This window comes from Acidovorax sp. GW821-FHT09A11 (assembly GCF_059418365.1).
The window spans coordinates 90,564-117,303 of the sequence record NZ_JBWKPS010000005.1; the positions used below are offsets into that span (position 1 = coordinate 90,564).

Here is a 26,740-nt window from a genome sequence, read left to right on the forward strand (position 1 = left end):
CGAGGCCCCGCCACCATGCCCCTGCCCCCCGCCCCCAGCCGGCGCGCCGCACTCCTCGCGCCAGAAGCCTTTGAAGTCGCAGCCCGCCCCCGGGTGTCGCAAGCCTCCGCCAATGAACCCGTTGTGGCGCCACCAGCACGTGCGGCCACACCCGCTGCCCGCTCGGGGCGCAAGGCGGACAGCGTGGCTTCGGCCACGGCCGCACCGAGCACGGCGCCCCTTGTCCAGGTGGAGACCCGCTCCCGCGCGCCGGAGCCCGCAGCCGTGCCCGCCACCCGCCCGACCAGCACGCGCAAGGCACGCACCACCGGCGGCAACTCCGTGGCGGCCGGCGCTGCTGCCGCACCCGCCAGCACGCGCGGCAGAAAGTCCGCGCCGCAAGGTCCCACCAAGCTCTTCGTGCTGGACACCAACGTGCTGCTGCACGACCCGACCAGCCTGTTCCGCTTCGAGGAACACGACATCTTCCTGCCGATGATCGTGCTGGAAGAACTCGACGGCCACAAGAAGGGCATGACCGAAGTGGCCCGCAATGGCCGCCAGGCCAGCCGCACGCTGGATGCGCTGGCAGCCGCACAAGGCGCCGACATCGCGCGCGGCCTGAAGCTTGACTCCACGGGGCAGCGCGCAGCCGGCGGCTGCCTGTATTTCCAGACCGCGCCCCTGGACTACAGCCTGCCCACCAGCCTGCCACCGGGCAAGGCCGACAACCAGATCCTGGGCGTGGTCGAGGCCCTGCGCAAGCTGCACGCCCCGCGTGAAGTGGTGCTGGTGTCCAAGGACATCAACATGCGCGTGAAGGCGCGCGCGCTGGGCCTGACGGCGGAGGACTACCAGAACGACAAGACGCTGGAGGACGGCGACCTGCTCTACGCCGGTGTGCTGGCCCTGCCCCCGGACTTCTGGGCCAAGAGCGGCAAGAACGTCGAAAGCTGGCAAAGCGGCGCGCACACCTACTACCGCATCGGCGGGCCCATCGTGCCGCAGCTGATGATCAACCAGTTCGTGTACTTCGAAGCGCCCGGCGAGCCCAGCCTGTTCGCCCGCGTGAGCGAGATCCGCGAGAAGACGGCGGTGCTGCAGACGCTCAAGGACTACGGCTCGGCCAAGCACGCGGTGTGGGGCGTGACCACGCGCAACCGCGAGCAGAACTACGCCATGAACCTGCTCATGGACCCCGAGATCGACTTCGTGACCCTGACGGGCACGGCGGGCACCGGCAAGACCCTGCTGGCCCTGGCCGCGGGCCTGACCCAGGTGCTGGACGACCGCCGCTACACCGAGATCATCATGACCCGCGCCACGGTGAGCGTGGGCGAGGACATCGGCTTCCTGCCCGGCACCGAGGAAGAAAAGATGGGCCCCTGGATGGGCGCGCTGGATGACAACCTGGAGTTCCTGGCCAAGGGCGACGGCGGCAATGCGGGCGAATGGGGCCGCGCCGCCACCAACGAACTCATCCGCAGCCGCATCAAGATCAAGAGCATGAACTTCATGCGCGGGCGCACCTTCCTGAACAAGTACGTGATCATCGACGAGGCACAGAACCTGACGCCCAAGCAGATGAAGACGCTGATCACCCGGGCCGGCCCCGGCACCAAGATCATCTGCATGGGCAATCTGGCGCAGATCGACACGCCCTACCTCACCGAAGGCTCGTCAGGCCTGACCTACGCCGTGGACCGCTTCAAGGGCTGGCCACACAGCGGGCACATCACGCTGGCGCGCGGCGAGCGCTCGCGCCTGGCGGACTTCGCCAGCGAGGTGCTCTGAGTTGGCGGCGGGCTGGGTCGCGGCACTGAAACTGGTGCCCTGGGGCGACGTCATCGAGGCGACGCCCCAGATCCTGCAGGCGGCCAGGAAGCTGCTGGGCACCACGCAAAAAGGGAATGCCGATGCTGCGGCAGGTGCACTCGAGGGTGCCGGCGGCGAGCCCGCCATTCCGGTCGCGCTGCAGTTGCAGCATCTGCGGGACCGCGTCGCGCGGCTGGAGCAGGAGCAGCAGGAATCAGCGGTGCTGATCCAGTCCCTGGCCCAACAGAACGCCCAGGTGGTGCAGGCGGTGGAAGTGCTGCGCCAGCGCCACCGGCGGCTCACGGTGGCCATGGGTGTTCTGGCGGCCGGCTGCGCTGGCTTGCTGGTGTGGGCGCTGCGACAGTAAGGGCAACCACCACACAACGTCAGCAGCCACGCAGGCGTTGCACAGTCCCCTCACCCGGGCACTGCGAGAACGCTATTAATTCAATAGCTGCCAGCGCTTATACAACAAGCGCTGGCAGCTATTTTCATTAGAAATCGTCGCCCGAGCCCATCGCCAGGTTCTCGAAACGCGTCTGGTTCTTCTGGAAGAACAGTTTCACGGTGCCGGTGGGGCCGTTCCGCTGCTTGCCGATGATGACCTCCGCGACGTTGGGCTCCTTCGAGTCCTTGTTGTAGTAGTCGTCGCGGTAGATGAACATGATGATGTCAGCATCCTGCTCGATGGCGCCGGATTCGCGCAGGTCGGACATCATGGGGCGTTTGTCGGTGCGCTGCTCCACCGAGCGGTTGAGCTGCGACAGCGCGATCACCGGGCACTGCAGTTCCTTGGCCAGCATCTTGAGGCCCCGGGAGATTTCGCCCAGCTCAGTGGCACGGTTGTCGGAGCTGCCGGCCCCCGAGCCGCTCATGAGCTGCAGGTAATCCACCACGATCAGTCCGAGCTTGCCGCATTGGCGCGCGAGGCGCCGGGCGTTCGCGCGCAGCTCGCCAGGTGTCAGGCCCGGCGTCTCGTCGATGTGCAGCGACACGGTGCGCAGCTTTTCGATCGCCTCGGTCAGGCGGGGCCACTCGTCGTCGGTCAGCTTGCCCGTGCGCAGGTTGCCCTGGTTCACGCGGCCGATGGAACCCACGATACGCACCGCCAGCTGGGCGGCGCCCATTTCCATCGAGAAGATGGCGACCGGCAAGCCTTCGTTGAGCGCCACGTGCTCGGCGATGTTCACCGCGAACGATGTCTTGCCCATGGACGGGCGCGCCGCCAGCACCACCATGTCGCCCGCCTGCAGGCCCGAGGTCATGCGGTCCAGGTCGGCAAAGCCGGTGGGAACGCCAGTCACGTCCACCGGGTTGTCCGCCATCTCCTGCACCCGGTCGAGCAGGTCGATCACCAGGGTGTCGAGCGACTGGAAGCCCTGCTTGGTGCGGGAACCCTCCTCCCCGATCGCAAAGATCTTGGCCTCGGCCTCATCCAGGATGCGCTCGACCGTCTTGCCCTGCGGGTTGAACGCATTGGTGGAGATTTCATCGCTGGCCGTGACCAGCTTGCGCAGGATGGCGCGCTCGCGCACGATTTCCGCATAGCGGCGGATGTTGCTGGCGCTGGGTACGTACTGGGCCAGGTTGTTCAGGTAGGCCAGCCCGCCCATTTCCTGCGCCTTGCCCTGGTTCTGCAGGTGCTCGAAGACGGTGATGACGTCGGCCGGCTTGCTGGCATTGATCAGCGCACCGATGGCCGAATACACCATCTGGTGCTCGTGCCGGTAGAAGTGGCTCTCCACCAGCAGGTCGCCCACGCGGTCCCAGGCGTTGTTGTCCAGCAGCAGGCCGCCGAGCACGCTGGATTCGGCCTCGATGGAGTGCGGCGGCACGCGCAGCTGCGCCACTTCACGGTCGGGCACGGGCGTGAAGCCATCATCAAGGGCAGGAAAGACGGCGGACATGGGCAACAGTTTCTTGAAAGCGGAAAGGGATGCGTCGACGGCCGGCTGGGCGCGTGGTCCGGCGGCAAACCGCAGCGCACGGCAAGCCTTGCATGCTAGCGTGCGCACGGCGCGCCGTCATGGCACAAGTCTGTGGATAACGGGTGGGCAGCCGGTGGGCAAGCCTGTATGGCGCAGTGGGGCCAAAAAAACAAAGGCCGCCCGAAGGCGGCCTTGCGACATTCCAGCTCCAGGGCCGGAAATGGCCGATCAGGCGGTCTCGCCGTAGACCGACACGGTCACTTCCACCACCACATCGGTGTGCAGAGCAACGTTCACGGTGCTTTCGCTCACGACCTTGATAGGGCCGTTGGGCAGGCGGATCTGCGACTTCGCGACCTTGTAGCCTTGCTTGTTCAGCTCTTCGGCGATGTCGTGGTTGGTCACGGAACCAAACAGACGGCCGTCCACGCCAGCCTTTTGCGTCAGCTTGACGGTGGTGCCAGCCAGCTTCTCGCCTTGGGCCTGGGCTTCTGCCAGCTTGGCGGCAGCTGCCTTTTCGAGTTCAGCGCGCTTGGCTTCGAATTCTGCCTTGGCAGCTTCGGTGGCACGGCGGGCGCGGCCAGCGGGGATCAGGAAGTTGCGGGCGTAGCCGTCCTTGACCTTGACGATTTCGCCGAGGTTGCCGAGGTTCACAACCTTGTCGAGCAGGATGATTTGCATGGGTTGTGCTCCTTAGATCTTGTGCTGGTCGCTGTAAGGCACCAGGGCCAGGAAGCGGGCGCGCTTGATGGCGGTGTTCAGCTGACGCTGGAAGATGGCGCGCGTGCCAGTCAGGCGCGCGGGGATGATCTTGCCGTTTTCGGCGATGAAATCGCGCAGCGTGTCGACATCCTTGTAGTCGATTTCTTCAACACCCGTCACCGTGAAGCGGCAAAAGCGCTTGCGCTTGAACAGCAGGGACTGGGTGTTGCGCTTTGGGCGCTTGTCTTTGTTGAACTTCTTGAACGTGGCCATTGCGGACCCCTTGCAAATTAATTTTGTTGAATATCCTGGATGTGGAGCACTGCGTTCTTGCCATTGCGCGGTGTGGCGAGGAATCCACTGAAAGTCCAGAGACTTCCGATGTTCTGCCTTGCCAGGCGCTCGGCCATCGCACCAAAGGCGACGGCTTTCATGGTGGCCTTGACCTCGCGGGGATGGCCTGCTTCGGTTTGCTGGGACTCGTGTTCGAGCCGCAGGGCGATGGCAGGCAATCCGGCGGGCGTGTAGCGCAAGGGTTCAGCCTCTGCGATACAGGCGGTCAAGACAACGCGGTTCTCCACTCCAACGAGGAAGGATCAGCGCTCGCCGCGCTCGCCGCCGGCCGCAGCGTATTCAGCTTGGCTGGCCTTGCGGGCTTCTTCGCGCTCGACGGTCTTCATCATGGAAGACGGACCGGTATCGGCCTTCTTCTTCTGAACCGTCAGGTGGCGCAGCACGGCGTCGTTGAACTTGAAGGCGTGCTCCAGTTCAGCCATCACGGCCTGGTCGGCTTCGATGTTCACGCACAGGTAGTGGGCCTTGGCCAGCTTGTTGATCAGGTACGCCAGTTGACGGCGGCCCCAGTCTTCCACGCGGTGCACCTTGCCACCGCCAGCGGTGATCATGCCCTTGTAGCGCTCCAGCATGGCTGGAACCTGTTCGCTTTGATCCGGATGGATCAACAAAATGATTTCGTAATGACGCATGCATACTCCTTTTGGGTAAGACCACCTGCTGCGTCGTGAGCAGTGTGGCAAGGCAAAGCCGGCAATTATAGCCCGCTCCTGGCCGCTTGTACACTCAGGAGCTTTCCAAGAGCGGCATCCCTCCCGAAAATGCGGCCTTGTCGCGCCCTGGCCCTTGCAAATCCGCCGGGCGGGACGACATGCTTTACAGCAAAACACGCCGGGCATGGGCCCACAGCCACATGCCCCTTCGCCGGACCTTGAAATGCGCGGGCATGTCCCCACCTCCCGCGCGTACTACTGTTTGTTTATCCACTTTTAGACCACGACATGTCAGACACCAGCCAACCCATCCCCCCACAGAGCGCCCCCGCCCCCGAAGAAGTCGAAGCCGCCATGGCAGCCCACGCCTCCGACGAGCTGGCGCGGCTGCAGGGCGAGCTGGCCGAACTCAAGGCCAAGAGCGCTGACCTGGCCGACCAGTTCCTGCGTGCCAAGGCCGAGGCCGAGAACGCCCGCCGCCGCGCCGAAGACGAGGTCTCCAAGGCGCGGAAATTCGGCATCGAGAGCTTTGCCGAAAGCCTGCTGCCCGTAGCCGACAGCCTGGATGCCGCGCTGGCCATCAAGGAAGCCACGCCCCAGCAACTGCGCGAGGGCGCCGACGCCACCCTGCGCCAGCTGACCTCGGCCCTGGAGCGCAACAAGGTGCTGGCCATCAACCCCGCCGCCGGCGCCAAGTTCGACCCCCACCAGCACCAGGCCATCAGCGTGGTGCCTGCCGAGCAGGAAGCCAATACCGTCGTGGCCGTGCTGCAAAAGGGCTATGTGATCGCCGAGCGCGTGCTGCGCCCGGCGCTTGTCACCGTTGCGGCCCCGAAGTAAATCCTCAAATAAATCAGCACGGATGACTTGAACCCCCACGAGTTATCCACAAGTTACTAGCCATCCAAACCATTCCAGCATTCGGAGAAAAATCATGGGAAGAATCATCGGCATTGACCTCGGTACCACCAACAGCTGCGTGTCCATCATGGAAGGCAACACGACGCGCGTGATCGAGAACAGCGAAGGCGCGCGGACCACGCCCTCCATCGTGGCCTACCAGGAAGACGGCGAGATCCTCGTCGGCGCCTCGGCCAAGCGCCAGGCCGTGACCAACCCCAAGAACACGCTGTACGCCGTCAAGCGCCTGATCGGCCGCAAGTTCACCGAGAAGGAAGTGCAAAAGGACATCGACCTGATGCCCTACAAGATCGTGGCGGCCGACAACGGCGACGCCTGGATCGAAGTGCGCGGCAACAAGCTGTCGGCCCAGCAGGTGTCCGCCGACATCCTGCGCAAGATGAAGAAGACGGCCGAGGACTACCTGGGCGAGCCCGTGACGGAAGCCGTCATCACCGTGCCCGCGTACTTCAACGACGCACAGCGCCAGGCCACCAAGGACGCCGGCCGCATCGCCGGCCTGGACGTCAAGCGCATCATCAACGAGCCCACCGCCGCGGCACTGGCCTTTGGCCTGGACAAGCAGGAAAAGGGCGACCGCAAGATCGCCGTGTATGACCTGGGTGGCGGCACGTTCGACGTGTCCATCATCGAAATCGCCGACGTGGACGGCGAAAAGCAGTTCGAAGTTCTGTCGACCAACGGCGACACCTTCCTGGGCGGCGAAGACTTCGACCAGCGCATCATCGACTACATCATTGACGAGTTCAAGAAGGAGTCGGGCGTCAACCTCAAGAACGACGTTCTGGCCCTGCAGCGTCTGAAGGAAGCGGCCGAGAAGGCCAAGATCGAGCTGTCGAACTCGGCCTCGACCGACATCAACCTGCCCTACGTGACCGCCGATGCCTCGGGCCCGAAGCACCTGAACATCAAGCTCACGCGCTCCAAGCTCGAAGCACTGGTGGAAGAGCTGATCGAGCGCACCATCGCCCCCTGCCGCATGGCGATCAAGGACGCCGGCGTGTCGGTCTCCGACATCCATGACGTGATCCTGGTGGGCGGCATGACGCGCATGCCCAAGGTGCAGGAGAAGGTCAAGGAATTCTTCGGCAAGGAACCCCGCAAGGACGTGAACCCCGACGAAGCCGTGGCCGTGGGCGCCGCCATCCAGGGCCAGGTGCTCTCGGGCGACCGCAAGGACGTGCTGCTGCTGGACGTGACGCCGCTGTCGCTGGGCATCGAGACGCTGGGCGGCGTGATGACCAAGATGATCACGAAGAACACGACCATCCCGACGAAGTTCGCGCAGACCTTCTCGACGGCTGACGACAACCAGCCCGCCGTGACCATCAAGGTCTACCAGGGCGAGCGTGAGATGGCCACGGGCAACAAGCTGCTGGGCGAGTTCAATCTGGAAGGCATTCCACCCGCATCGCGCGGCGTGCCGCAGATCGAGGTGTCGTTCGACATCGACGCCAACGGCATCCTGCACGTGGGCGCCAAGGACAAGGGCACGGGCAAGGAAAACAAGATCACCATCAAGGCCAACTCCGGCCTGTCGGAAGAAGAAATCCAGCAGATGGTGAAGGACGCCGAGCTCAACGCCGCCGACGACAAGAAGAAGCTGGAGCTGGTGCAGGCCCGCAACCAGGGCGAGGCCGCCGTGCACAGCGTGAACAAGAGCCTGGCCGAACACGGCGACAAGCTCGACGCGGGCGAGAAGGACGCGATCACCGCCGCCGTGAAGGCGCTGGAAGAAGTCCTCAAGGGCGAGGACAAGGCCGCGATTGACGAGAAGACCACGGCCCTGATGGCCGCCAGTCAGAAGCTGGGCGAGAAGATGTATGCCGACGCACAGGCAGCGCAGGCGGCAGCCGGCGCCGGTGCGGGCGACGCATCGGGTGGTCAGCAGGCATCGTCCTCCTCCAGCAGCAAGCCCGACGACGACAACGTGGTCGATGCCGAGGTGAAGGAAGTCAAGAAGGGCTGAACACGCCCCGTTTGACCCGAGCCGCCGCGCGAGTTTCCTGACAGGGGGGCTTGCGCGGCGTTCCTGTTCCAACCGGGCTCAGAAAGACCATGTCCAAACGAGACTTTTACGAAATCCTGGGCGTTCCCAAGAACGCCTCGGACGAAGAAATCAAGAAGGCCTATCGCAAGCTGGCGATGAAGCACCACCCTGACCGCAACCAGGGGGATGCGGCCAAGCCTGCCGAAGAGAAATTCAAGGAGGCCAAGGAGGCCTACGAAATGCTCTCCGACCCGCAAAAGCGGGCCGCGTATGACCAGTACGGCCATGCCGGGGTGGACCCCAACATGCGCGGCCCCGGGGGCCCGGGCGCGGAAGGCTTCGGCGGGTTCGCCGAGGCCTTCGGCGACATCTTCGGCGACATGTTCGGCCAACAGGGCGGGCGTGGGCGCGGTGCTGGCGGACGCCAGGTGTACCGGGGCAGCGACCTCAGCTACGCCATGGAGATCACCCTGGAAGAGGCCGCACGCGGCAAGGATGCGCAGATCCGCATCCCGTCGTGGGAGAGCTGCGACACCTGCCACGGCAGCGGCGCCAAGCCCGGCACCAGCGCCAAGACCTGCGGCACCTGCCAGGGCGCGGGCACGGTGCAGATGCGCCAGGGCTTCTTCAGTGTGCAGCAGACCTGCCCGCACTGCCGCGGCACGGGCAAGATCATTCCCGAACCCTGCACCACCTGCCACGGCCAGGGCAAGCTCAAGAAGCAAAAGACGCTGGAAGTGAAGATCCCCGCCGGCATCGACGACGGCATGCGCATCCGCAGCACGGGCAACGGCGAACCAGGCACCAACGGCGGCCCGCCCGGCGACCTGTACATCGAGATCCGCCTGAAGAAGCACGACATCTTCGAGCGCGACGGCGACGACCTGCACTGCCAGGTGCCCGTGAGCTTCATCACGGCGGCGCTGGGCGGCGAGATCGAGGTGCCGACGCTCGCGGGCAAGGCGGCCATCGACATCCCCGAAGGCACCCAGGCCGGCAAGCAGTTCCGCCTGCGCGGCAAGGGCATCAAGGGCGTGCGCGCCAGCTACCCCGGCGACCTGTACTGCCACATCGCGGTGGAAACGCCGGTCAAGCTCACCGAGCACCAGCGCAAGCTGTTGCGCGAGCTGGAAGACTCCCTCAAGAAGGGTGGCGCCCGCCACTCGCCCAGCGGCGAGAGCTGGACGGACCGGCTGAAGAACTTCTTCAGCTGATCCGGGCGCCAGCGCCTGCCAAAAACCGCCTGCGGCCTATCTACGGCCCAGGCGGTTTTTTTGCGCGCGCCGACGCCAGCGATGCCGGGCCGGCCACAGGCCGCTCGTGCTGCGCAGAGCGGTAAAAACCCAGGATGCGGCGCACGTACTCGCGGGTCTCCGCATAGGGAGGAACACCGCCGTGGCGCTCCACGGCCTTTTCGCCAGCGTTGTAGGCGGCCGATGTCAGGGCGACATCGCCGGCAAAACGGTCCAGCAGCCAGCGCAGATAGGCCAGCCCGCCCCGCACGTTCTGCTCGGGGCTCCAGGCGTCCCGGACGCCAAAACGCTCCGCCGTCTCCGGAATCAGCTGCATCAGCCCCTGCGCATTGCGGGGCGACAGCGCACGGGCCTGGAAATTGGACTCCGACCGCACGATGGCCAGCGCCAGCCGTGGGTCCACGTCGAAGCGGGGCGCGAGCCGCTGCACCAGTTCCGCGTGGCGGCGCTTGTCGTCCGGCAGGTTGCTCACGTAGCGGTCCACCACCTCCTGCGGCACCACCTCCTGGGCGGAGTCCCTGACCTCCAGCCGAGGGGCCTCACCCGTGGTGAGGCAGTCGGGGAGATGGTCGCCGGGCACCATGCCCTGCGCCAGGCTGCGGGCCTTCTCATGCCCACGCTGGGCGGCCATGGCGAGCAGGGTGGCCGCCGCCGCGGGATCGGGCACCACGTCACGTCCATGCAGCAACAGGCGGCCCAGGCGGTACTGCGCCTCCACGCTGCCATAGCGCGCCGCGTCGCAATACCGCGAGGCAGCGCGGTGCGGCTGGCGCCGCACCTCCGCGTCGTAGCCCTCTTCCAGCCAGCGCGACAGCACGGGGGGCTCGTCGGCCCACTCGGGCGGCTCGTCCGGCACCTGCGCGTGCACACCCGTGCCCGCGGCGATCAGGACCGCCGCCAGCACGGGACCGTGCGCTGGAGAGGAAAACCAGGGTTGCATGCCAGAACCCGCCTGCGGAGACAACCGCCCAAAACCCCACCCCCGACTGGAAGCGGCGCCCCACGGTAGCACCGAAGTCCCCATGGCAACAGGAAAACATTGCCAGCCGCCATTTCTTGATCTGAGGCAAGAAGCCGCCGGCAGGCCGCCCCCCGCCCACTCGCCCGCGAAGTAGCATGGAAATCCACGCTGCCGCCCTCCAGGGCGGCGCCACGGCCCCAGGACCATCGCGCAGGAGCATCCGGCATGAACAACGACGTCAACCTCACCTTCCTGGGCGGCTCCGGCACGGTCACAGGGTCCAAATACCTGGTCCGCCACAACGGCAGGTGCCTGCTGGTCGATTGCGGCCTGTTCCAGGGGTACAAGCAGCTGCGCCTGCGCAACTGGCAGCCCTTGCCCGTCACGCCCCGGCAGATCGACGCGGTGGTGCTGACCCATGCGCACCTGGACCACAGCGGCTACCTGCCCCTGCTGGCCCGCGACGGCTATGCCCGCGCCGTCCACTGCACACCGGCCACACGCGACCTGTGCACCATCCTGCTGCCCGACAGCGGACACCTGCAGGAGGAAGACGCCGCGTACCTCAACCGGCACCAGCTCAGCAGCCACACCCCCGCCCTGCCCCTGTACACCCGGCTCGACGCACTGCACTGCCTCAAGCAGTTCCAGGTCCATGCCTTCCACCAGGTGTTCGAGCCCCTGCCGGGCTGGCGCGTGACCTTTTCCCCCGCAGGCCACATCCTGGGGGCGGCCAGCGTGCTGCTGGAAGTGGGGGGCCGCCGCATCCTGTTCTCGGGCGACCTGGGGCGGCCCGACGACCTGCTCATGAACCCGCCCGATGCTCCGCCCCCGGCGGACACGGTCCTCATCGAATCCACCTATGGCGACCGCGAGCACCCCGCAGAAGACTTGCAGGGCGAGCTGGGTGCCGCCCTGCAGCGCCTGGCGGCCCGTGGCGGCATTGCGGTGGTGCCGGTGTTCGCCGTCGGCCGCGCGCAGGTGGTCCTGCATGCCATCGGCCAGCTCAAGGCGCGCGGGGTGGTGCCCGCCTCGCTCAAGGTGTTTTTGGACAGCCCCATGGCGGTCAGCACCACGGGGCTGTTCCAGCATCACATGCAGGAACACCGGCTGAGCGGCCGCGAGGTGCAGGCGCTGGAACATGGCGCCACCATGGTCCAGACGCCCGAACAATCCAAGGGGCTGGCCAGGCTGCATGGCCCCATGGTCATCCTGTCGGCCAGTGGCATGGCCACGGGGGGCCGCGTGCTGCACCACCTGGCGCTGCACGCGGGTGACCACCGCAACATGGTCATCCTGACCGGCCACCAGGCCCCCGGCACCCGGGGCGCGCGCCTGGCGGCGGGCGAGAAGAACATCCGCATCCACGGCCAGGACGTGGCCGTGCGCGCGGAGGTGGTGCATCTGTCGTCCGCCTCGGCGCATGCGGACGGCCACCAGCTCATCGCCTGGCTGCGCAGCATGGGCCATGCGCCGGACCAGGTGTACGTGGTGCACGGAGAAATGGGCGCTGCCGACATGCTGCGCCAGCGCATCGAGCACGAACTGCGCTGGCACGCCCTGGTGCCGGAGCACGGCAGCACCTGCGCCGCCTGAGCCCGGCGGCTTCTTGAGCACGCGTCGCCCGCTGGGGTCACAGCGGAGCGGCAGCCCAGCCATCGCGCACAACGATGGCAACCAATTCATAATAGGACGAAAATACAGAACCTTCTCTTTTCGAGAAGACAATGACACGATGAAAAGCTCCGAGCGCAGTTTTGCGCGCCGTATCGACCTGACCTCGCTGCAGCTGTTTGTGGCGGTGTGCGAGCTGGGCAGCATCGGCCGGGCGGCCGAGCGGGAGTTCATTGCCGCATCGGCCGTGAGCAAGCGCCTGTCCGACCTGGAAACAGCCGTGGACACCGCCCTGCTCTACCGCCACAGCCGCGGCGTCACGCTGACGCCCGCGGGCGAAAGCCTGCTGCACCACGCGCGCACCGTGCTGTTCGGGCTCGAACGCATGCAGGGTGAACTCAGCGAATACGCCGACGGCGTGCGCGGCCATGTGCGCATGCACGCCAACATCTCGGCCATCTTCCAGTTCCTGCCGGAAGACCTGGGCGCGTTCGCCCGGGAGCACAGCCAGATCAAGATCGACCTGCAGGAACACCTGAGCAGCGACGTGCTGCATGCCGTGCAGGAGGGCGCGGCAGACCTGGGCATCTGCAATGTCAGCATGGCCAGCGGCAACGGCACCATGGAACTGCAAAGCCGCCCGTACCGCGCCGACAACCTGGTGCTGGTTGTGCCGCAGGCGCATGAACTGGCGGGACGTGACGCTATCAATTTTGAAGACATCCTGGACTGGGACATCGTTGGCCTGCATGCCAACAGCAGCATCAGCCTGGCCATGCGCTCGGCGGCTGCGGCGGCCGGGCGCCCGCTGCGCCAGCGCATCCAGGTCACCGGGCTGGACGCCATGTGCCGGATGATCGACAGCGGCCTGGGCGTGGGCTTGCTGCCCGACCGCGCCTTTGAGCTCATGCGCGGCGTGGGCCGGCTGCAGGCCATTGCACTGACGGACGCCTGGGCCCACCGCGAGCTGCGCGTGGTGGCCCGCGATTTCGATGCCCTGCCCGTCACCGCCCGGCTGCTGGTGGAGCACCTTGCTCCCCGCGCCGCGGCCATGCCGCCCAGACCCCAACACTAAAATCACCCCACCTGAAGGAAGAGAGCCACCCCATGGGACGCACCCTGTACGACAAGATCTGGGACGAGCACGTCGTCCATACCGAAGAGGACGGCACTTCCATCCTCTACATCGACCGGCACCTGGTGCACGAAGTCACCAGTCCGCAGGCCTTCGAAGGCCTGCGCGAGGCGGGCCGCAAGGTCTGGCGCATGAGCTCCATCGTGGCCACCGCCGACCACAACACGCCCACCACCGGCTGGGAAAACGGTTACGACGGCATCACCGACCCAATCAGCAAGGAACAGATCACCACGCTGAACGACAACATGGCGCAGATCTCGCCCGCTGCGTTCTTCCCGTTCATGCACAAACGCCAGGGCATCGTGCACGTGATCGGCCCGGAGAACGGCGCCACCCTGCCCGGCATGACCGTGGTCTGCGGCGACAGCCACACCAGCACCCACGGCGCCTTCGGAGCACTGGCCCACGGCATCGGCACCAGCGAGGTGGAGCACGTGATGGCCACGCAAACCCTGCTGGCCAAGAAGGCCAAGAACATGCTGGTGCAGGTGGAAGGCACGCTGGCCAAAGGCGTGACCCCCAAGGACGTGGTGCTGGCCATCATCGGCAAGATCGGCACGGCCGGCGGCACGGGCTACACCATCGAGTTTGCGGGCTCCGTCTTCCGCGCCATGAGCATGGAAGGCCGCATGACCGTGTGCAACATGGCCATCGAAGGCGGCGCGCGCGCGGGCCTGGTGGCGGTGGACGACAAGACCATTGACTACGTCAAGGGCCGCCCCCTCTCGCCCACGGGCGTGGAATGGGACCAGGCCGTGGCGTACTGGAAGACCTTGCATTCGGATGCCGACGCGAAGTTCGACACCGTCGTCAAGCTCGACGCCGCCGACATCGTGCCGCAGGTCACCTGGGGCACCTCGCCCGAGATGGTGCTGGGCGTGGACGCCCGCGTGCCCGACCCCGACAAGGAAAAGGACGCCAACAAGCGCGGCGCCATCGAGCGCGCGCTGACCTACATGGGCCTGCAGCCGGGCAAGCCGATCAACGACATCACCATCGACAAGGTGTTCATCGGTTCGTGCACCAACAGCCGCATCGAAGACATGCGCGAAGCCGCCGCCGTGGTGAAGAACCTGGGCCGCAAGGTCGCCAGCAACGTGAAGCTGGCCATGGTCGTGCCCGGCTCGGGCCTGGTCAAGGAACAGGCCGAGCGCGAAGGCCTGGACAAGATCTTTGTGGCCGCGGGCTTTGAGTGGCGCGAACCCGGCTGCTCCATGTGCCTGGCCATGAATGCCGACCGCCTGGAGCCCGGCGAGCGCTGCGCCAGCACCAGCAACCGCAACTTCGAAGGGCGCCAGGGCGCTGGCGGCCGCACGCACCTGGTGAGCCCCGCCATGGCCGCCGCCGCCGCCGTGCACGGCCACTTTGTGGACATTCGTCAATTTGCCTGAAGGAGCCCTGTCATGAAAAAGACCGCAACCCTCATCGTGCTCGCCATCACCTTCGTGCTGGCCGGCTGCAACACCGTCAAGGGCGTGGGCCAGGACGTACAGCGTGCCGGCGGCGCCCTCGAGCGCGCCGCCAAGTAATCCAGAGAACGCCATGCAGAAATTCACCTTGCTCAAAGGCCTCGTGGCCCCGATGGACCGCGAGAACGTCGATACCGACGCGATCATCCCCAAGCAGTTCCTCAAGTCGATCAAGAAGACCGGCTTTGGCGTGAACCTGTTCGACGAGTGGCGCTACCTGGACCACGGCGAGCCCGGCCAGGACCCCGCCAGCCGCAAGCCCAACCCCGACTTCGTGCTGAACCAGCCGCGCTACGCGGGCGCCTCCGTGCTGCTGGCGCGCAAGAACTTCGGCTGCGGCTCCAGCCGCGAGCACGCGCCCTGGGCGCTGGACCAGTACGGCTTTCGCGCCGTGATCGCGCCCAGCTTCGCCGACATCTTCTTCAACAACTGCTTCAAGAACGGCCTGCTGCCCATCGTGCTGCCCGAGGCCACGGTGGCCCAGCTGTTCGACGAAGTGCTGGCCTTCCCCGGCTACCAGCTCACCATCGACCTGGAGCGCCAGGTCATCGTGCGTCCGCAGGGCCAAGAGATTCCGTTCGAGGTGCAGGCCTTCCGCAAATACTGCCTGCTCAACGGCTTTGACGACATCGGCCTGACCTTGCGCCAGTCCGACAAGATCAAGGCCTTTGAAGTAGAGCGGCTGGCCACCAAGCCCTGGCTGGCGCACACCATGGTGTCGTGAGACGGCGCAGGCATCCAAAATATCATTCAAATTGGCTTCTAGCGCTTTACCCATAAGCGCTGATAGCTATCAAAAACAAAGCAAATTCAATGAAAATCGCAGTTCTGCCGGGTGACGGCATTGGCACCGAAATCGTCTCTGAAGCCGTCAAGGTTCTGGAGGCCCTGGAACTCCCGTTCGAGATGGAGTCCGCCCTGGTGGGCGGCGTGGCGTACGACGCGCACGGCCATCCACTGCCCGAGTCCACGCTCAAGCTCGCCAAGGAAGCCGACGCCATCCTGTTCGGCGCCGTGGGCGACTGGAAATACGACAAGCTCGACCGCCCCCTGCGCCCCGAACAAGCCATCCTGGGCCTGCGCAAGAACCTGGGCCTGTTCGCCAACTTCCGCCCCGCCATCTGCTACGAGCAGCTGGTGGGTGCATCCAGCCTCAAGCCCGAGCTGATCGCGGGCCTGGACATCCTCATCATCCGCGAGCTGACGGGCGACATCTACTTCGGCCAGCCCCGCGGCCGCCGCGTGGCCACCGACGGCCACTTCCCCGGTGCCGAGGAAGCCTTCGACACCATGCGCTACAGCCGCCCCGAGATCGAGCGCATCGCCCACGTCGCCTTCCAGGCTGCGCGCAAGCGCAACAAGAAGGTCACCAGCGTGGACAAGGCCAACGTGCTCGAAACCTTCCAGTTCTGGAAGGACGTGGTCACCGACGTGCACAAGGAATACCCCGACGTCGAGCTGCAGCACATGTATGTCGATAACGCCGCCATGCAGCTCGTGAAGGCGCCCAAGGCGTTCGACGTGGTGGTCACGGGCAACATGTTCGGCGACATCCTGTCGGACGAAGCCTCCATGCTCACCGGCTCCATCGGCATGCTGCCCTCGGCCAGCCTGAACAGCACCAACCAGGGCCTGTACGAGCCCAGCCACGGCAGTGCGCCGGACATCGCCGGCAAGGGCGTGGCCAACCCGCTGGCCACCATCCTGTCGGCCGCGATGATGCTGCGCTTCAGCCTGAACCAGGAAGCCGCCGCCCAGCGCATCGAAGCCGCGGTGCAGAAGGTGCTGGCCCAGGGCCTGCGCACCCCCGACATCTACAGCGAAGGCACCACCAAGGTGGGCACGGCGCAGATGGGCGATGCAGTGGTCAAGGCGCTGGCCGCCTGAACCCCACCGCCCGGCGGTCACGAAAAAGCGCCGGTCCTCCGGCGCTTTTTTATTGTTGTGGCGCCCGCGTGCCGCCTACACCCACGCGTTGTCGATGAACTCCATGATGGAATAGCACCGGTTTTCCAGCGGCCGCTCGCGCACGGCCGCCACGATGTGCGCGACACCCTCCGCATACGGTGCATCGCCATAGACACGGGTTTCCAGCGTCACGCTGCACGCGCCATCCTCGATCAGCACCCGGTGGTAAGCGTGGCGGGCGAGATGCTCCTGGGGAATGTGCAGCACGTCCCGTTGCACCCCGGCATCGCGCACGGACCGGATGTCCCCCGGCGCCAGGCCCAGCGCCTGCGCCATGCTGACGGCCGTGCCCGGCACCGAGGACTTCTGGGCCTGGTGGGATTCGGTCAGCCCGGTGCGGTAGCCGCGAAACAGAGGCCCGCTGCGCTCCAGCATGGCCATGAACTTGAGCATGAGGATGTTGGTGTTCGGACACAGGACGACCGGAAAACCCACCACACGCCCTTCCAGCCCGGACCCGGTGGCCAGTTCCACCAACGGGGAGTGCGTGGATTCGCAAAAGGCGCAGGCAGCCTCCAGCTCCCTGCCGGAACCGGCATGCAGCACGACAGATTTTTCTGCACGCTGCCCCTCACCGGCCCATGGCAAAACCTGCGCTTCGCCACGGGCAGGCAGCGCCCCCAGAAGCTCCTTGGCCAGCTTGCCTGACCCCACAACGATGACTTGCATTTCTACTTTCGAATTGAACAAAGGAGGCAAAGGCAGCACTGTAGACCGCCGCACCGGCGTGGCGTGCGGCCAGCCCGGCTGGGCGGGCTCTTTTTGCGCCGCCCACGGAGGGCGCGCGCCGCAGGGCCGCCGGCGCACCCGGATCCAGGCCGTATCCGGTACAATATTCGCCTATGTTTGCCGCCCGCCCGTTCGCCCTGAACATCGCACCCGCCGCCACGGCCGGTGTGGCTGCGCGCGCAACCATCACCAAAACCACGACCATTAAGGGCTGACTCAGCCTGGTTCGTCGTGCGCCCTCCCTGGCCAGACGAGCCAGGCGAGCAGTCCGGTCTGGCACTGTTTCTTATTTAGAAAGGGCGTTGAAATGAGCAAGTTGGTAGGGTTGGTTGGCTGGCGCGGAATGGTCGGCTCGGTCCTGATGGACCGCATGGCGCAGGAGAAGGATTTCGACCTGATCGAGCCGATGTTCTTCTCCACCTCGAACGCGGGCGGCAAGGCTCCCGCGCAGGCACGGAACGAGACCACCCTGCAGGACGCGTTCGACATCGATGCCCTCAAGCGCTGCGAAATCATCATCACCGCCCAGGGCGGCGACTACACCAACGAGGTCTATCCCAAGCTGCGCGCCGCCGGCTGGAACGGCCACTGGATCGACGCCGCCTCCTCCCTGCGCATGGAGAAGAACGCCGTCATCGTGCTGGACCCGGTCAACATGCCCGTGATCAAGAACGCCCTGGCCCAGGGCGGCAAGGACTGGATTGGCGGCAACTGCACCGTGAGCTGCATGCTGATGGGCGTAGGCGCCCTGTACAAGGCGGGTCTCGTGGAATGGATGAGCACGCAAACCTACCAGGCGGCCTCCGGCGGCGGCGCGCAGCACATGCGCGAGCTGCTCACGCAGTACGGCACGCTCAACGCCGAAGTGAAGGCCCTGCTCGATGACCCCAAGAGCGCCATCCTGGAAATCGACCGCAAGGTGATCGCCAAGCAACGCGCCCTGACGGGCGCTGAAACCGCCAACTTCGGCGTGCCGCTGGGCGGCAGCCTGATCCCCTGGATCGACAAGGACCTGGGCAACGGCATGTCCAAGGAAGAATGGAAGGGCATGGCGGAAACCAACAAGATCCTGGGCCAGGGCGAGGGCTTCAGCGCCCCCGCCGTGCCGGTGGACGGCTTCTGCGTGCGCGTGGGCGCCATGCGCTGCCATAGCCAGGCGCTGACCTTCAAGCTAAAGAAGGACGTGCCCCTGGCGGACCTGGAGGCAATGATCGCCGCCGACAACGAGTGGGTGAAGGTCGTGCCCAACACCCGGGAAGCCACCATCAAGGACCTGACGCCCGTGGCGGTGACCGGCACCATGGACATCCCCGTGGGCCGCATCCGCAAGCTGGCCATGGGGCCTGAATATGTCGGCGCGTTCACCATTGGCGACCAGCTGCTGTGGGGCGCGGCCGAACCGCTGCGCCGCATGCTGCGCATCCTGCTCGACGCCTGAGCTCCGGCCCCCCGAAAAGCGCGCGCAGCCCCGGCTGCGCGCGCTTTTTTGCGCCAGGGGTCTTGACACACTCAGTTACGCCACGTTGGCAATTGGCAACATCTTGGCGCCCCAACTTGGGGCGCCAGGACCCCTCTCAAAGCTTCGGCGCCACCTCAGCTTGTCAGTGCAAAACATTGATGCTATGGTGCTTTTTACATATTTTCACGCGCCGGGGCGGGACCAGACCATGAGAAAAAAAGCACCGCTCGACCGAGCCGCACAAAAACCTACTCAGTTGTTGGCAAACATGCATCGTTGGAAATTCTCTGCCCTGGCGGCGGCAGCCGTAGTGTCGGCCGGCTTGTACGCGGGCGACGCCTCGGCCCTGGCGCTGGGCCGCATCACCGTGCAGTCTGCCCTGGGCGAGCCCCTGCGCGCCGAAATCGACCTGCCCCAGATCACTCCCGCCGAAGCGGACAGCTTGCGGGCCACCACGGCCTCCCCGGACGTGTTCCGCGCCCAGGGCATGGAATACACGCCCACCATCAACAATCTGCAGATCCAGCTGCAGCGCCGCCCGGATGGCACGGCCGTGCTGCGCCTGACGAGCAGCCGGCCGGTGAACGAACCCTTCCTCGACCTGGTGCTGGACGCCAACTGGGGCTCGGGCCGCATCGTGCGCAGCTACACCATGCTGTTCGACCCGCCCACGCTGCGCCGTCCCGCGCCAGCGGTGACGGCCTCTCCGCAGCTGCCTGCGCCGGCCACCCAGCAGGCTCCTGCCGTGCGCGCGCCGGTCGCCCCGCGGGCCAGCGAATCCCCCGCAGCGGCGGCCCCTGCCGCACCGCCGACGCCGCGTCAGCCAGCCGTGGCCGCCCGCCCCGCCCCCGCCGATGGAGTCAGGGTGCAGGCAGGCGACACGGCGGGCCGCATTGCGAACGCTCACCGCCCCGCCGACGTGTCCCTCGACCAGATGCTGGTCGCCATGATGCGCTCGAACCCCGATGCCTTCATCCAGGGCAATGTCAATCGCCTGAAGGCTGGCGCGGTCCTGCAGATGCCCGACCAGGCTGCGGCGCAGTCCACGCCGGCACCCGAGGCGCGTCAGATCCTTGCCGCGCAGGCCCGGGACTTCAACGAATTCCGCCGCAAGCTGGCGGGTGCCGCCCCCACCGCCGCGGTCGCCGCCGCAGAACGCTCGGCCTCCGGCGCGGTGCAGGCCCGTGTGGAGGACAAGAAACCTGCCACGGCCGCGCCCGACAAGCTCACGCTGTCCAAAGGTTCCGTCAAGGGCCAGAAGGCGGCCGAGGACCAGCTCGCCAAGGACAAGCAAGCCGGAGAGGCCGCCACGCGCATGGCCGAGCTGTCCAAGAACATCACGGACCTCAACAAGCTGGGCGCCGCGTCGGCCGCTGCGGGCAGCGCCGCACCGGCGCCCGCCGGCGCCGCCAGCGCTCCTGCCGCGGTGGCAGTGCAGGCACCCGCCGTTCCTGCCACACCCACGGCCCCTGCCGTGCCGGAAACCCCGGCACCAGCCCCTGCTCCCGCAGCCAGCGCGCCGGCAGATGCAGCCGTGCCGGCGGAAGCCGCGTCCGAGCCTGCCTCCGCACCCGCTCCGGCCGCATCGGCGCCAGCGAAGCCAGTCCGCGTTCCCGCACCGGCTCCCGCACCAGTTGAAGAGCCGGGTTTCCTGTCCGGCCTCATGGACGACCCGCTGCTGCCGCTCGCCGGTGGCGGGCTCCTGGCCTTGCTGCTGGGCTATGGCGCCTACCGCGTGGTTCAGCGCCGCCGCCAGAATGCGGGCGTCGACAGCTCCTTCCTGGAAAGCCGCATCCAGCCGGATTCGTTCTTCGGCGCCAGCGGCGGGCAGCGCGTCGATACCGCCAACAGCGAGATGACCACGGGCTCGTCCATGGCCTACTCACCCAGCCAGCTCGATGCCGGCGGCGACGTGGACCCTGTGGCCGAAGCCGACGTGTACCTGGCCTATGGCCGTGACCTGCAGGCCGAGGAAATCCTCAAGGAGGCGATCCGCCACAACCCTGCCCGCGTGTCGGTGCATGTGAAGCTCGGTGAGATCTACGCCAAGCGCCAGGACCGCAAGGCCCTGGAGGCGGTGGCAGGGGACGTGTTCAAGCTGACCCAGGGCGAAGGCCCGGACTGGAACCGCATTGCCGAGCTTGGCCGCGATCTGGATCCCGAAAACCGCCTTTACCAGCCTGGCGGCCGCCCAGGCATGGCCGAGGACGAGTCGCCATCGCTGCCCCCAGGCGGATTCCCGAGCACGTTCACGGGCGTGGGCGGCGCGGCGGCGACGGCTGCGTTGCCCCCCGACCTGGACCTCGACCTGGATCTGGACCTGCCCGACGACGCGCTGACCGATGCGCCAGCGGTGGCCCCGGCACCTCCCGGCGGATTTGCCGCAGCGGCAGCCGCGGCCGCGGCATCGGGCGGTGCCCGCCGCGCAGCGGACCCGGCCGACGAGCCGCAGACACTGCGCCCTGAACTGGACCTGCCGGAGTTGCCGTCGGCGACCGCTCCCGCCTGGAATGCGCCAGAAGTGGCACCAGCCTCGGGCACGATGGCGCCTCCGCCCGTGGCCAATCTGGACTTTCCTTCGGCGGACGACCTGAGCATGGCACCCTCGGGCCCCATGCCGCTCACCGCGGATGCCCAGGACTCCGGCCCGATGGAGTTTGACCTCGGCGACCTGTCGCTGGACCTGAACGCCCCCTCCAAGCCCATGGCGGCCCCCGCAGCCAAGGCCCCTCTGCCGACCCCTGAATTGAGCGACGACGGCTCGGCGGCGGCGCAGGACGACCCACTGGCCACCAAGCTCGCGCTGGCCGAAGAGTTCAATGCCATCGGTGATACGGATGGTGCACGCACGCTGATCGAAGAAGTGGTTGCCGAGTCCAGCGGCGCCCTCAAGACCCGCGCCCAGCGCATGCTGGCCGAACTGGGTTGATGCGGCCCGCCCCGCAGGCCGCCCCCGCCCGCCCCCAGGCCGCCACCCCATGACCCGGGTGGCGCTGGGTGTCAGCTACAACGGCCAGGCCTACAGCGGCTGGCAAAGCCAGCTGTCCGGCGACACCATTCAAGACAAGCTCGAAGCGGCCCTGGGCCGCTTTGCCACGCACCCCGTCAGCACGCTGTGCGCCGGCAGAACGGATGCCGGCGTCCATGGACTGATGCAGGTGGTGCACTTCGACACGCCACTGAACCGCCCCTGCGCTTCGTGGGTGCGCGGCACCAATACCTTCCTCCCTGCCGACATTGCCGTGCAATGGGCGCAGCCCGTGCCGGACAGTTTTCACGCCCGGGCCAGCGCCGTCGCGCGGCGCTATGCGTATGTGCTGCTGCAATCACCCGTGCGGCCCAGCGTGGACTCGGGGCGCGTGGGATGGGTATTCCACCCGCTCCATCACGATGCGATGCGCCAGGCCGCAGACCACCTGCTGGGCGAACATGACTTCACCTCGTTTCGTGCATCCGCGTGCCAGGCCAAGTCGCCCGTCAAGACCCTGCAGCGCATCGATATCTCGCGCCGGGGCCTCAACGCCCCGCACCCGGAACTGGGCTGGAGTTCCTGCTACTGGCGCTTCGAGTTCGAGGCCAACGCGTTCCTGCACCACATGATCCGCAACATCATGGGCTGCCTGGTGGCCGTGGGCCAAGGCAAATACCCTCCGCAGTGGGTAGCGCAGGTACTCGCGGCAAGATCGCGCGACGCCGCGGCACCCACGTTCTCTCCGGATGGACTGTATTTTCAAGGCCCTGTCTACGACGCCTCGTGGGGCCTGCCCCAGCGCACGGCTGCGTATGATTGGCTGCCATGAAAGCCAAAGAAGTCCCCTCCCCGGCCCGCACCCGCATCAAGATCTGTGGCCTGACCCGCGAAGAAGACGTCGACGCGGCCGTGGCGGCTGGCGCGGATGCCGTCGGATTCGTGCTCTACGCCCCCAGCCCACGGGCCGTGACACCCGAACGCGCGGCACAGCTGGCCTGGCGCCTGCCCCCTTTTGTCACGCCGGTTTTGCTCTTCGTGAATGAAACCGCTCCCAAAGTGATAGCTGCCAGCGCTTTGATAGCGGGCGCCACCATACAATTTCATGGTGACGAGACGCCCGAGGATTGCCTGGCCGCCACCGGCCAGGGGGCACGGCCTTACCTGCGGGCCGCGCGCATTCCCCTTGGCGACGGTGCGGCACGGTTCGACCTCGTAAAATACGCGCACGATTACTCCCACGCCCAGGCCATCCTGCTCGACGCCCATGTCGAGGGGTACGGCGGCGGCGGCAAGGCATTCAATTGGTCACTCCTTCCACCAAGCGTCAGCTCTCACCTCGTTTTGTCTGGTGGACTCACGCCTGCAAACGTGACCGATGGCATTTTGCAAGTCCGCCCGCGTTGCAAGACGCTGGCGGTTGATGTCAGCTCCGGCGTCGAGGCCGTAGATCCGAACAGCCCCGATGGCAAGCCCCTGAAGGGCATCAAGGACGCCGGAAAAATCCATCGGTTCATCGCCGCCGTGCGCGCGGCCGATGCCCAACTTGCAAAGAACCCTCATGAATTCCTATCAGCAACCTGATGCTTCAGGCCATTTCGGCTCCTACGGCGGCAGTTTCGTCAGCGAGACACTGACCCACGCCATCCAGGAACTGCGCGAGGCGTATGCCCGCTACCAGAACGACCCGGAGTTCCTCGCAGAATTCCACTACGAGCTCAAGCACTTCGTGGGCCGCCCATCGCCCGTGTACCACGCCGCGCGCACCAGCCGCGAAACGGGCGGCGCGCAGATCTACCTCAAGCGCGAAGACCTCAACCACACCGGCGCCCACAAGATCAACAACGTGATCGGCCAGGCCATGCTCGCCAAGCGCATGGGCAAGCCCCGCATCATTGCCGAGACGGGCGCCGGCCAGCACGGCGTGGCCACGGCCACGATCTGCGCGCGCTACGGCCTGGAATGCGTGGTCTACATGGGCAGCGAGGACGTGAAGCGCCAGAGCCCGAACGTCTTTCGCATGAAACTGCTGGGCGCCACCGTCGTGCCTGTCGAGTCGGGCAGCAAGACCCTGAAGGACGCGCTCAACGAGGCCATGCGCGACTGGGTGGCCAATGTGGACAACACGTTCTACATCATCGGCACGGTGGCGGGCCCGCACCCCTACCCGATGATGGTGCGCGATTTCCAGAGCGTGATCGGCAAGGAAGCCATCGAACAGATGCCCCCCATGCTCGCCGCGCAGAAGATCGCCGCCGAGCAGCCCGATGCCGTGATCGCCTGCGTGGGCGGCGGCAGCAATGCCATGGGCATCTTCCATCCGTACATCCCGTTCGAGAAGACGCGCCTGATCGGCGTGGAGGCCGCCGGCGAAGGTCTGGACAGCGGCAAGCACTCGGCATCGCTGCAGCGTGGCTCCAGTGGCGTGCTGCACGGCAACCGCACCTTAATCCTGCAGGATGCCAACGGCCAGATCACCGAGACGCACAGCATCAGCGCGGGCCTGGACTACCCCGGCGTAGGTCCCGAGCACGCATGGCTGCAGGAGATCGGACGCGCCGAGTACGTGGGCATCACCGACCAGGAAGCGCTGTCCGCCTTCCACCACCTGTGCCGCACCGAAGGCATCATCCCGGCGCTGGAATCGAGCCACGCCTTCGCCTATGCCCTCAAGCTTGCACCCACGATGCGGCCGGACCAGTCCATCCTGGTCAACCTCTCGGGCCGGGGCGACAAGGACATCGGCACCGTGGCCGACCTGTCAGGAGAAGATTTCTACGACCGCCCCTCCATGCGCGGCCTGACCGTCAAGGGCGCCCCAGGAGACGCCAAGCCATGAGCCGCATAGACACCACTTTCGAACAGCTGAAAGCCCAGGGCCGCAAGGCGCTGATTCCCTATGTCACCGCCGGTTTTCCGTTTGCCGACATCACGCCCGCCCTCATGCACGGCATGGTGGAGGCCGGTGCCGACGTGATCGAACTGGGCGTGCCCTTCTCCGACCCCATGGCCGACGGCCCCGTCATCCAGAAGGCGGGCGAAAAGGCGCTGGGCCTGGGTGTGGGCATGGTGCAGGTGCTGGACCACGTGCGCGAGTTCCGCAAGCGCAACAGCACCACGCCCGTGGTGCTGATGGGCTACGCGAACCCGGTGGAGCGCTATGACCAGATCCACGGCGCAGGCGCCTTTGTGCGCGACAGCGCCGAGGCCGGTGTCGATGGCGTGCTCATCGTGGACTACCCGCCCGAGGAATGCGAGGCCTTCGCGGCCAGCCTGCGCGCGCACGGCATGGACCTGATCTTCCTGCTGGCCCCCACCAGCACGGATGAACGCATGGCCCAGGTGGCGCGCGTGGCCAGCGGCTATGTGTACTACGTATCGCTCAAGGGCGTGACCGGTTCGGGCGCGCTCGACACCTCGGCCGTGGAGCAGATGCTGCCCCGCATCCGCCAGCATGTGACCATCCCCGTGGGCGTGGGCTTCGGCATCCGCGATGCGGCCACGGCCCAGGCGATCGGCAAGGTGGCGGATGCCGTGGTCATCGGCAGCCGCATCATCCAGCTCATCGAGGACCAGGAACACGCCAAGGTGGTGCCCCTGACCATCGACTTCCTGCGCGGCATCCGCAAGGCTTTGGACGCGTAGAATAAAGAGCATCCCCCTGAGCGGCTTTGCCGTTTCCCCCTTCTCTCGCGCTTTGCGCGGGAAGGGGGACGCTCCCAGCGCGGCGGGGCGGCCCTTGCGCGGGAGCCGTGGCCTTTGGGCCGCGCCAGTTTCAAGGCCGTGCCGCCGCTGCTGGCCCATTCATACAGAGGAAAACCATGTCCTGGCTCGAAAAACTTCTGCCCTCCAAGATCCAGCAAACGGACCCCACCGAGCGCCGCCAGGTGCCTGAAGGCCTGTGGATCAAGTGCCCGAGCTGCGAGACGGTGCTTTACAAGGCCGATCTGGAGCACAACCAGAACGTCTGCCCCCACTGCAGCCACCACCACCGCATCGGCGCCCGCGCGCGGCTCAATGCCTTCCTGGATGCCGAAGGCCGCTACGAAATCGGCCAGGAAGTGCTGCCCGTGGACGCCCTCAAGTTCAAGGACAGCCGCAAATACCCCGAGCGCCTGAAGGAAGCCCTGGAGAACACCGGCGAGACCGACGCCCTCATCGTCATGGGCGGCGCGGTCAAGAGCATCAACGTGGTGGCCGCGTGCTTCGAGTTCGACTTCATGGGCGGCTCCATGGGCTCCGTGGTGGGCGAGCGCTTCGTGCGGGGCGTGGAAACCGCCATCGAGCAGAAAGTGCCTTTCATCTGCTTCACCGCCACCGGCGGTGCGCGCATGCAGGAAGGCCTGCTGTCCCTGATGCAGATGGCCAAGACCAATGCGGCCCTCACCCGCCTGGCCAAGAAGGGCCTGCCCTACATCAGCGTGCTGACTGACCCGACCATGGGCGGCGTGAGCGCCGGCTTTGCCTTTGTGGGCGACATCGTGATTGCCGAGCCCAAGGCCCTGATCGGCTTTGCCGGCCCGCGCGTGATCGAATCCACCGTGCGCGTGACGCTGCCAGAAGGCTTCCAGCGCGCCGAATTCCTGCAGACCAAGGGCGCCGTGGACTTCATCTGCGACCGCCGCGAGCTGCGCAACACCGTGGCCAGCAGCCTGGCCATGCTGCAGCGTTTGCCCGCTGACGCAGTGATGTAAGTCATCCGCGGGACAGCGGGTCCGCAAAGGTGCCCCACGAGAGGATTGCTTCTTTTTTGATAGCTGTCAGCGCTTACCAGATAAGCGCCAGAGGCATATTTGATCACCCACCGGACAGCACGCAGCCGTTGATACCGCGCGGTGC

General features: G+C 66.4%; 25 protein-coding genes. 18 read left to right on the forward strand and 7 right to left on the reverse strand.

Features of this window, described 5'->3' with window-relative positions; all coding sequences use genetic code 11:
- Positions 1-15: 15 nt before the first annotated feature.
- Together AC07PV_RS14745 and AC07PV_RS14750 are read left to right on the forward strand one after the other, a co-directional pair.
- Positions 16-1,773 (forward strand): PhoH family protein, encoded by a 1,758-nt coding sequence (locus AC07PV_RS14745; protein WP_218295552.1) that lies wholly within the window; start codon positions 16-18, stop codon positions 1,771-1,773.
- Position 1,774: 1 nt separating this feature from the next.
- On the forward strand, positions 1,775-2,161 hold the full coding sequence (locus AC07PV_RS14750; RefSeq protein ID WP_218295553.1) for a hypothetical protein: 387 nt from the start codon (positions 1,775-1,777) through the stop codon (positions 2,159-2,161).
- 127 nt (positions 2,162-2,288) lie between these two features.
- Here AC07PV_RS14750 and dnaB read toward each other — a convergent pair whose 3' ends face one another.
- From dnaB to rpsF, 5 genes are all read right to left on the reverse strand, one after another.
- Positions 2,289-3,701 carry a replicative DNA helicase gene (dnaB, locus tag AC07PV_RS14755; RefSeq protein ID WP_218295554.1) on the reverse strand — a complete coding sequence of 471 codons (1,413 nt, stop codon included), beginning with the start codon at positions 3,699-3,701 and terminating at the stop codon, positions 2,289-2,291.
- Positions 3,702-3,950: 249 nt separating this feature from the next.
- On the reverse strand, positions 3,951-4,403 hold the full coding sequence (gene rplI, locus AC07PV_RS14760) for a 50S ribosomal protein L9 (protein WP_218295555.1): 453 nt from the start codon (positions 4,401-4,403) through the stop codon (positions 3,951-3,953).
- Between the two features lie 12 nt (positions 4,404-4,415).
- Positions 4,416-4,697, reverse strand: a complete 282-nt coding sequence (gene rpsR / locus AC07PV_RS14765; protein WP_005795932.1) for a 30S ribosomal protein S18 — start codon at positions 4,695-4,697, stop codon at positions 4,416-4,418.
- 17 nt (positions 4,698-4,714) lie between these two features.
- Positions 4,715-5,005, reverse strand: a complete 291-nt coding sequence (priB, locus tag AC07PV_RS14770) for a primosomal replication protein N (RefSeq protein ID WP_218295556.1) — start codon at positions 5,003-5,005, stop codon at positions 4,715-4,717.
- A gap of 15 nt (positions 5,006-5,020) precedes the next feature.
- Positions 5,021-5,410 (reverse strand): 30S ribosomal protein S6, encoded by a 390-nt coding sequence (gene rpsF / locus AC07PV_RS14775; protein WP_094285575.1) that lies wholly within the window; start codon positions 5,408-5,410, stop codon positions 5,021-5,023.
- Positions 5,411-5,719: 309 nt separating this feature from the next.
- Here rpsF and grpE point away from each other — a divergent pair, with 309 nt between their 5' ends.
- From grpE to dnaJ, 3 genes are all read left to right on the forward strand, one after another.
- Complete coding sequence (grpE, locus tag AC07PV_RS14780) at positions 5,720-6,271, forward strand: nucleotide exchange factor GrpE (RefSeq protein WP_218295557.1); 552 nt, start codon at positions 5,720-5,722, stop codon at positions 6,269-6,271.
- A 94-nt stretch (positions 6,272-6,365) separates the two neighbouring features.
- On the forward strand, positions 6,366-8,321 hold the full coding sequence (gene dnaK / locus AC07PV_RS14785; protein WP_218295558.1) for a molecular chaperone DnaK: 1,956 nt from the start codon (positions 6,366-6,368) through the stop codon (positions 8,319-8,321).
- Between the two features lie 89 nt (positions 8,322-8,410).
- Positions 8,411-9,556 (forward strand): molecular chaperone DnaJ, encoded by a 1,146-nt coding sequence (dnaJ, locus tag AC07PV_RS14790; protein WP_218295559.1) that lies wholly within the window; start codon positions 8,411-8,413, stop codon positions 9,554-9,556.
- A 40-nt stretch (positions 9,557-9,596) separates the two neighbouring features.
- Here dnaJ and AC07PV_RS14795 read toward each other — a convergent pair whose 3' ends face one another.
- Positions 9,597-10,535 (reverse strand): lytic transglycosylase domain-containing protein, encoded by a 939-nt coding sequence (locus AC07PV_RS14795; RefSeq protein WP_494630597.1) that lies wholly within the window; start codon positions 10,533-10,535, stop codon positions 9,597-9,599.
- Between the two features lie 246 nt (positions 10,536-10,781).
- Here AC07PV_RS14795 and AC07PV_RS14800 point away from each other — a divergent pair, with 246 nt between their 5' ends.
- The 6 genes from AC07PV_RS14800 (at position 10,782) to leuB (ending at position 16,664) form a co-directional block, all read left to right on the forward strand.
- Positions 10,782-12,152: an MBL fold metallo-hydrolase gene (locus tag AC07PV_RS14800; RefSeq protein WP_494630598.1), complete on the forward strand. Its 1,371-nt coding sequence runs from the start codon at positions 10,782-10,784 to the stop codon at positions 12,150-12,152.
- Between the two features lie 139 nt (positions 12,153-12,291).
- On the forward strand, positions 12,292-13,245 hold the full coding sequence (locus tag AC07PV_RS14805; protein ID WP_218340126.1) for a LysR family transcriptional regulator: 954 nt from the start codon (positions 12,292-12,294) through the stop codon (positions 13,243-13,245).
- Positions 13,246-13,277: 32 nt separating this feature from the next.
- Entirely contained in the window at positions 13,278-14,699 is a 1,422-nt protein-coding gene (gene leuC / locus AC07PV_RS14810; protein WP_494630599.1) for a 3-isopropylmalate dehydratase large subunit, read from the forward strand.
- Positions 14,700-14,711: 12 nt separating this feature from the next.
- Complete coding sequence (locus tag AC07PV_RS14815) at positions 14,712-14,837, forward strand: entericidin A/B family lipoprotein (RefSeq protein WP_010463809.1); 126 nt, start codon at positions 14,712-14,714, stop codon at positions 14,835-14,837.
- A gap of 13 nt (positions 14,838-14,850) precedes the next feature.
- Positions 14,851-15,501, forward strand: coding sequence for a 3-isopropylmalate dehydratase small subunit (gene leuD / locus AC07PV_RS14820; RefSeq protein WP_218340124.1), 651 nt, complete (start codon positions 14,851-14,853; stop codon positions 15,499-15,501).
- Between the two features lie 89 nt (positions 15,502-15,590).
- Complete coding sequence (leuB, locus tag AC07PV_RS14825; protein ID WP_218295565.1) at positions 15,591-16,664, forward strand: 3-isopropylmalate dehydrogenase; 1,074 nt, start codon at positions 15,591-15,593, stop codon at positions 16,662-16,664.
- Between the two features lie 75 nt (positions 16,665-16,739).
- Here the strand turns inward: leuB and AC07PV_RS14830 are convergent, their stop codons facing one another.
- A complete protein-coding gene (locus tag AC07PV_RS14830) occupies positions 16,740-17,414 on the reverse strand; it encodes a dihydrodipicolinate reductase C-terminal domain-containing protein (RefSeq protein ID WP_218340123.1) in 675 nt (224 codons plus the stop codon).
- Positions 17,415-17,781: 367 nt separating this feature from the next.
- Here AC07PV_RS14830 and asd point away from each other — a divergent pair, with 367 nt between their 5' ends.
- The 7 genes from asd (at position 17,782) to accD (ending at position 26,595) form a co-directional block, all read left to right on the forward strand.
- Positions 17,782-18,912, forward strand: a complete 1,131-nt coding sequence (gene asd, locus AC07PV_RS14835; protein ID WP_494630600.1) for an aspartate-semialdehyde dehydrogenase — start codon at positions 17,782-17,784, stop codon at positions 18,910-18,912.
- A gap of 289 nt (positions 18,913-19,201) precedes the next feature.
- Positions 19,202-21,862 (forward strand): motility hub landmark protein FimV, encoded by a 2,661-nt coding sequence (locus AC07PV_RS14840; protein WP_494630601.1) that lies wholly within the window; start codon positions 19,202-19,204, stop codon positions 21,860-21,862.
- A gap of 49 nt (positions 21,863-21,911) precedes the next feature.
- Positions 21,912-22,733, forward strand: coding sequence for a tRNA pseudouridine(38-40) synthase TruA (gene truA / locus AC07PV_RS14845; protein WP_218340120.1), 822 nt, complete (start codon positions 21,912-21,914; stop codon positions 22,731-22,733).
- Entirely contained in the window at positions 22,730-23,485 is a 756-nt protein-coding gene (locus AC07PV_RS14850) for a phosphoribosylanthranilate isomerase (RefSeq protein ID WP_218340119.1), read from the forward strand. Before truA ends, AC07PV_RS14850 begins: the two co-directional genes overlap by 4 nt.
- Positions 23,463-24,740 (forward strand): tryptophan synthase subunit beta, encoded by a 1,278-nt coding sequence (gene trpB, locus AC07PV_RS14855; RefSeq protein WP_494630602.1) that lies wholly within the window; start codon positions 23,463-23,465, stop codon positions 24,738-24,740. The genes AC07PV_RS14850 and trpB overlap by 23 nt, the downstream gene beginning before the upstream one ends.
- Entirely contained in the window at positions 24,737-25,546 is an 810-nt protein-coding gene (gene trpA, locus AC07PV_RS14860; RefSeq protein WP_218295572.1) for a tryptophan synthase subunit alpha, read from the forward strand. Before trpB ends, trpA begins: the two co-directional genes overlap by 4 nt.
- Positions 25,547-25,722: 176 nt before the next feature.
- Positions 25,723-26,595, forward strand: coding sequence for an acetyl-CoA carboxylase, carboxyltransferase subunit beta (accD, locus tag AC07PV_RS14865; RefSeq protein WP_218295573.1), 873 nt, complete (start codon positions 25,723-25,725; stop codon positions 26,593-26,595).
- Positions 26,596-26,740: the final 145 nt, after the last annotated feature.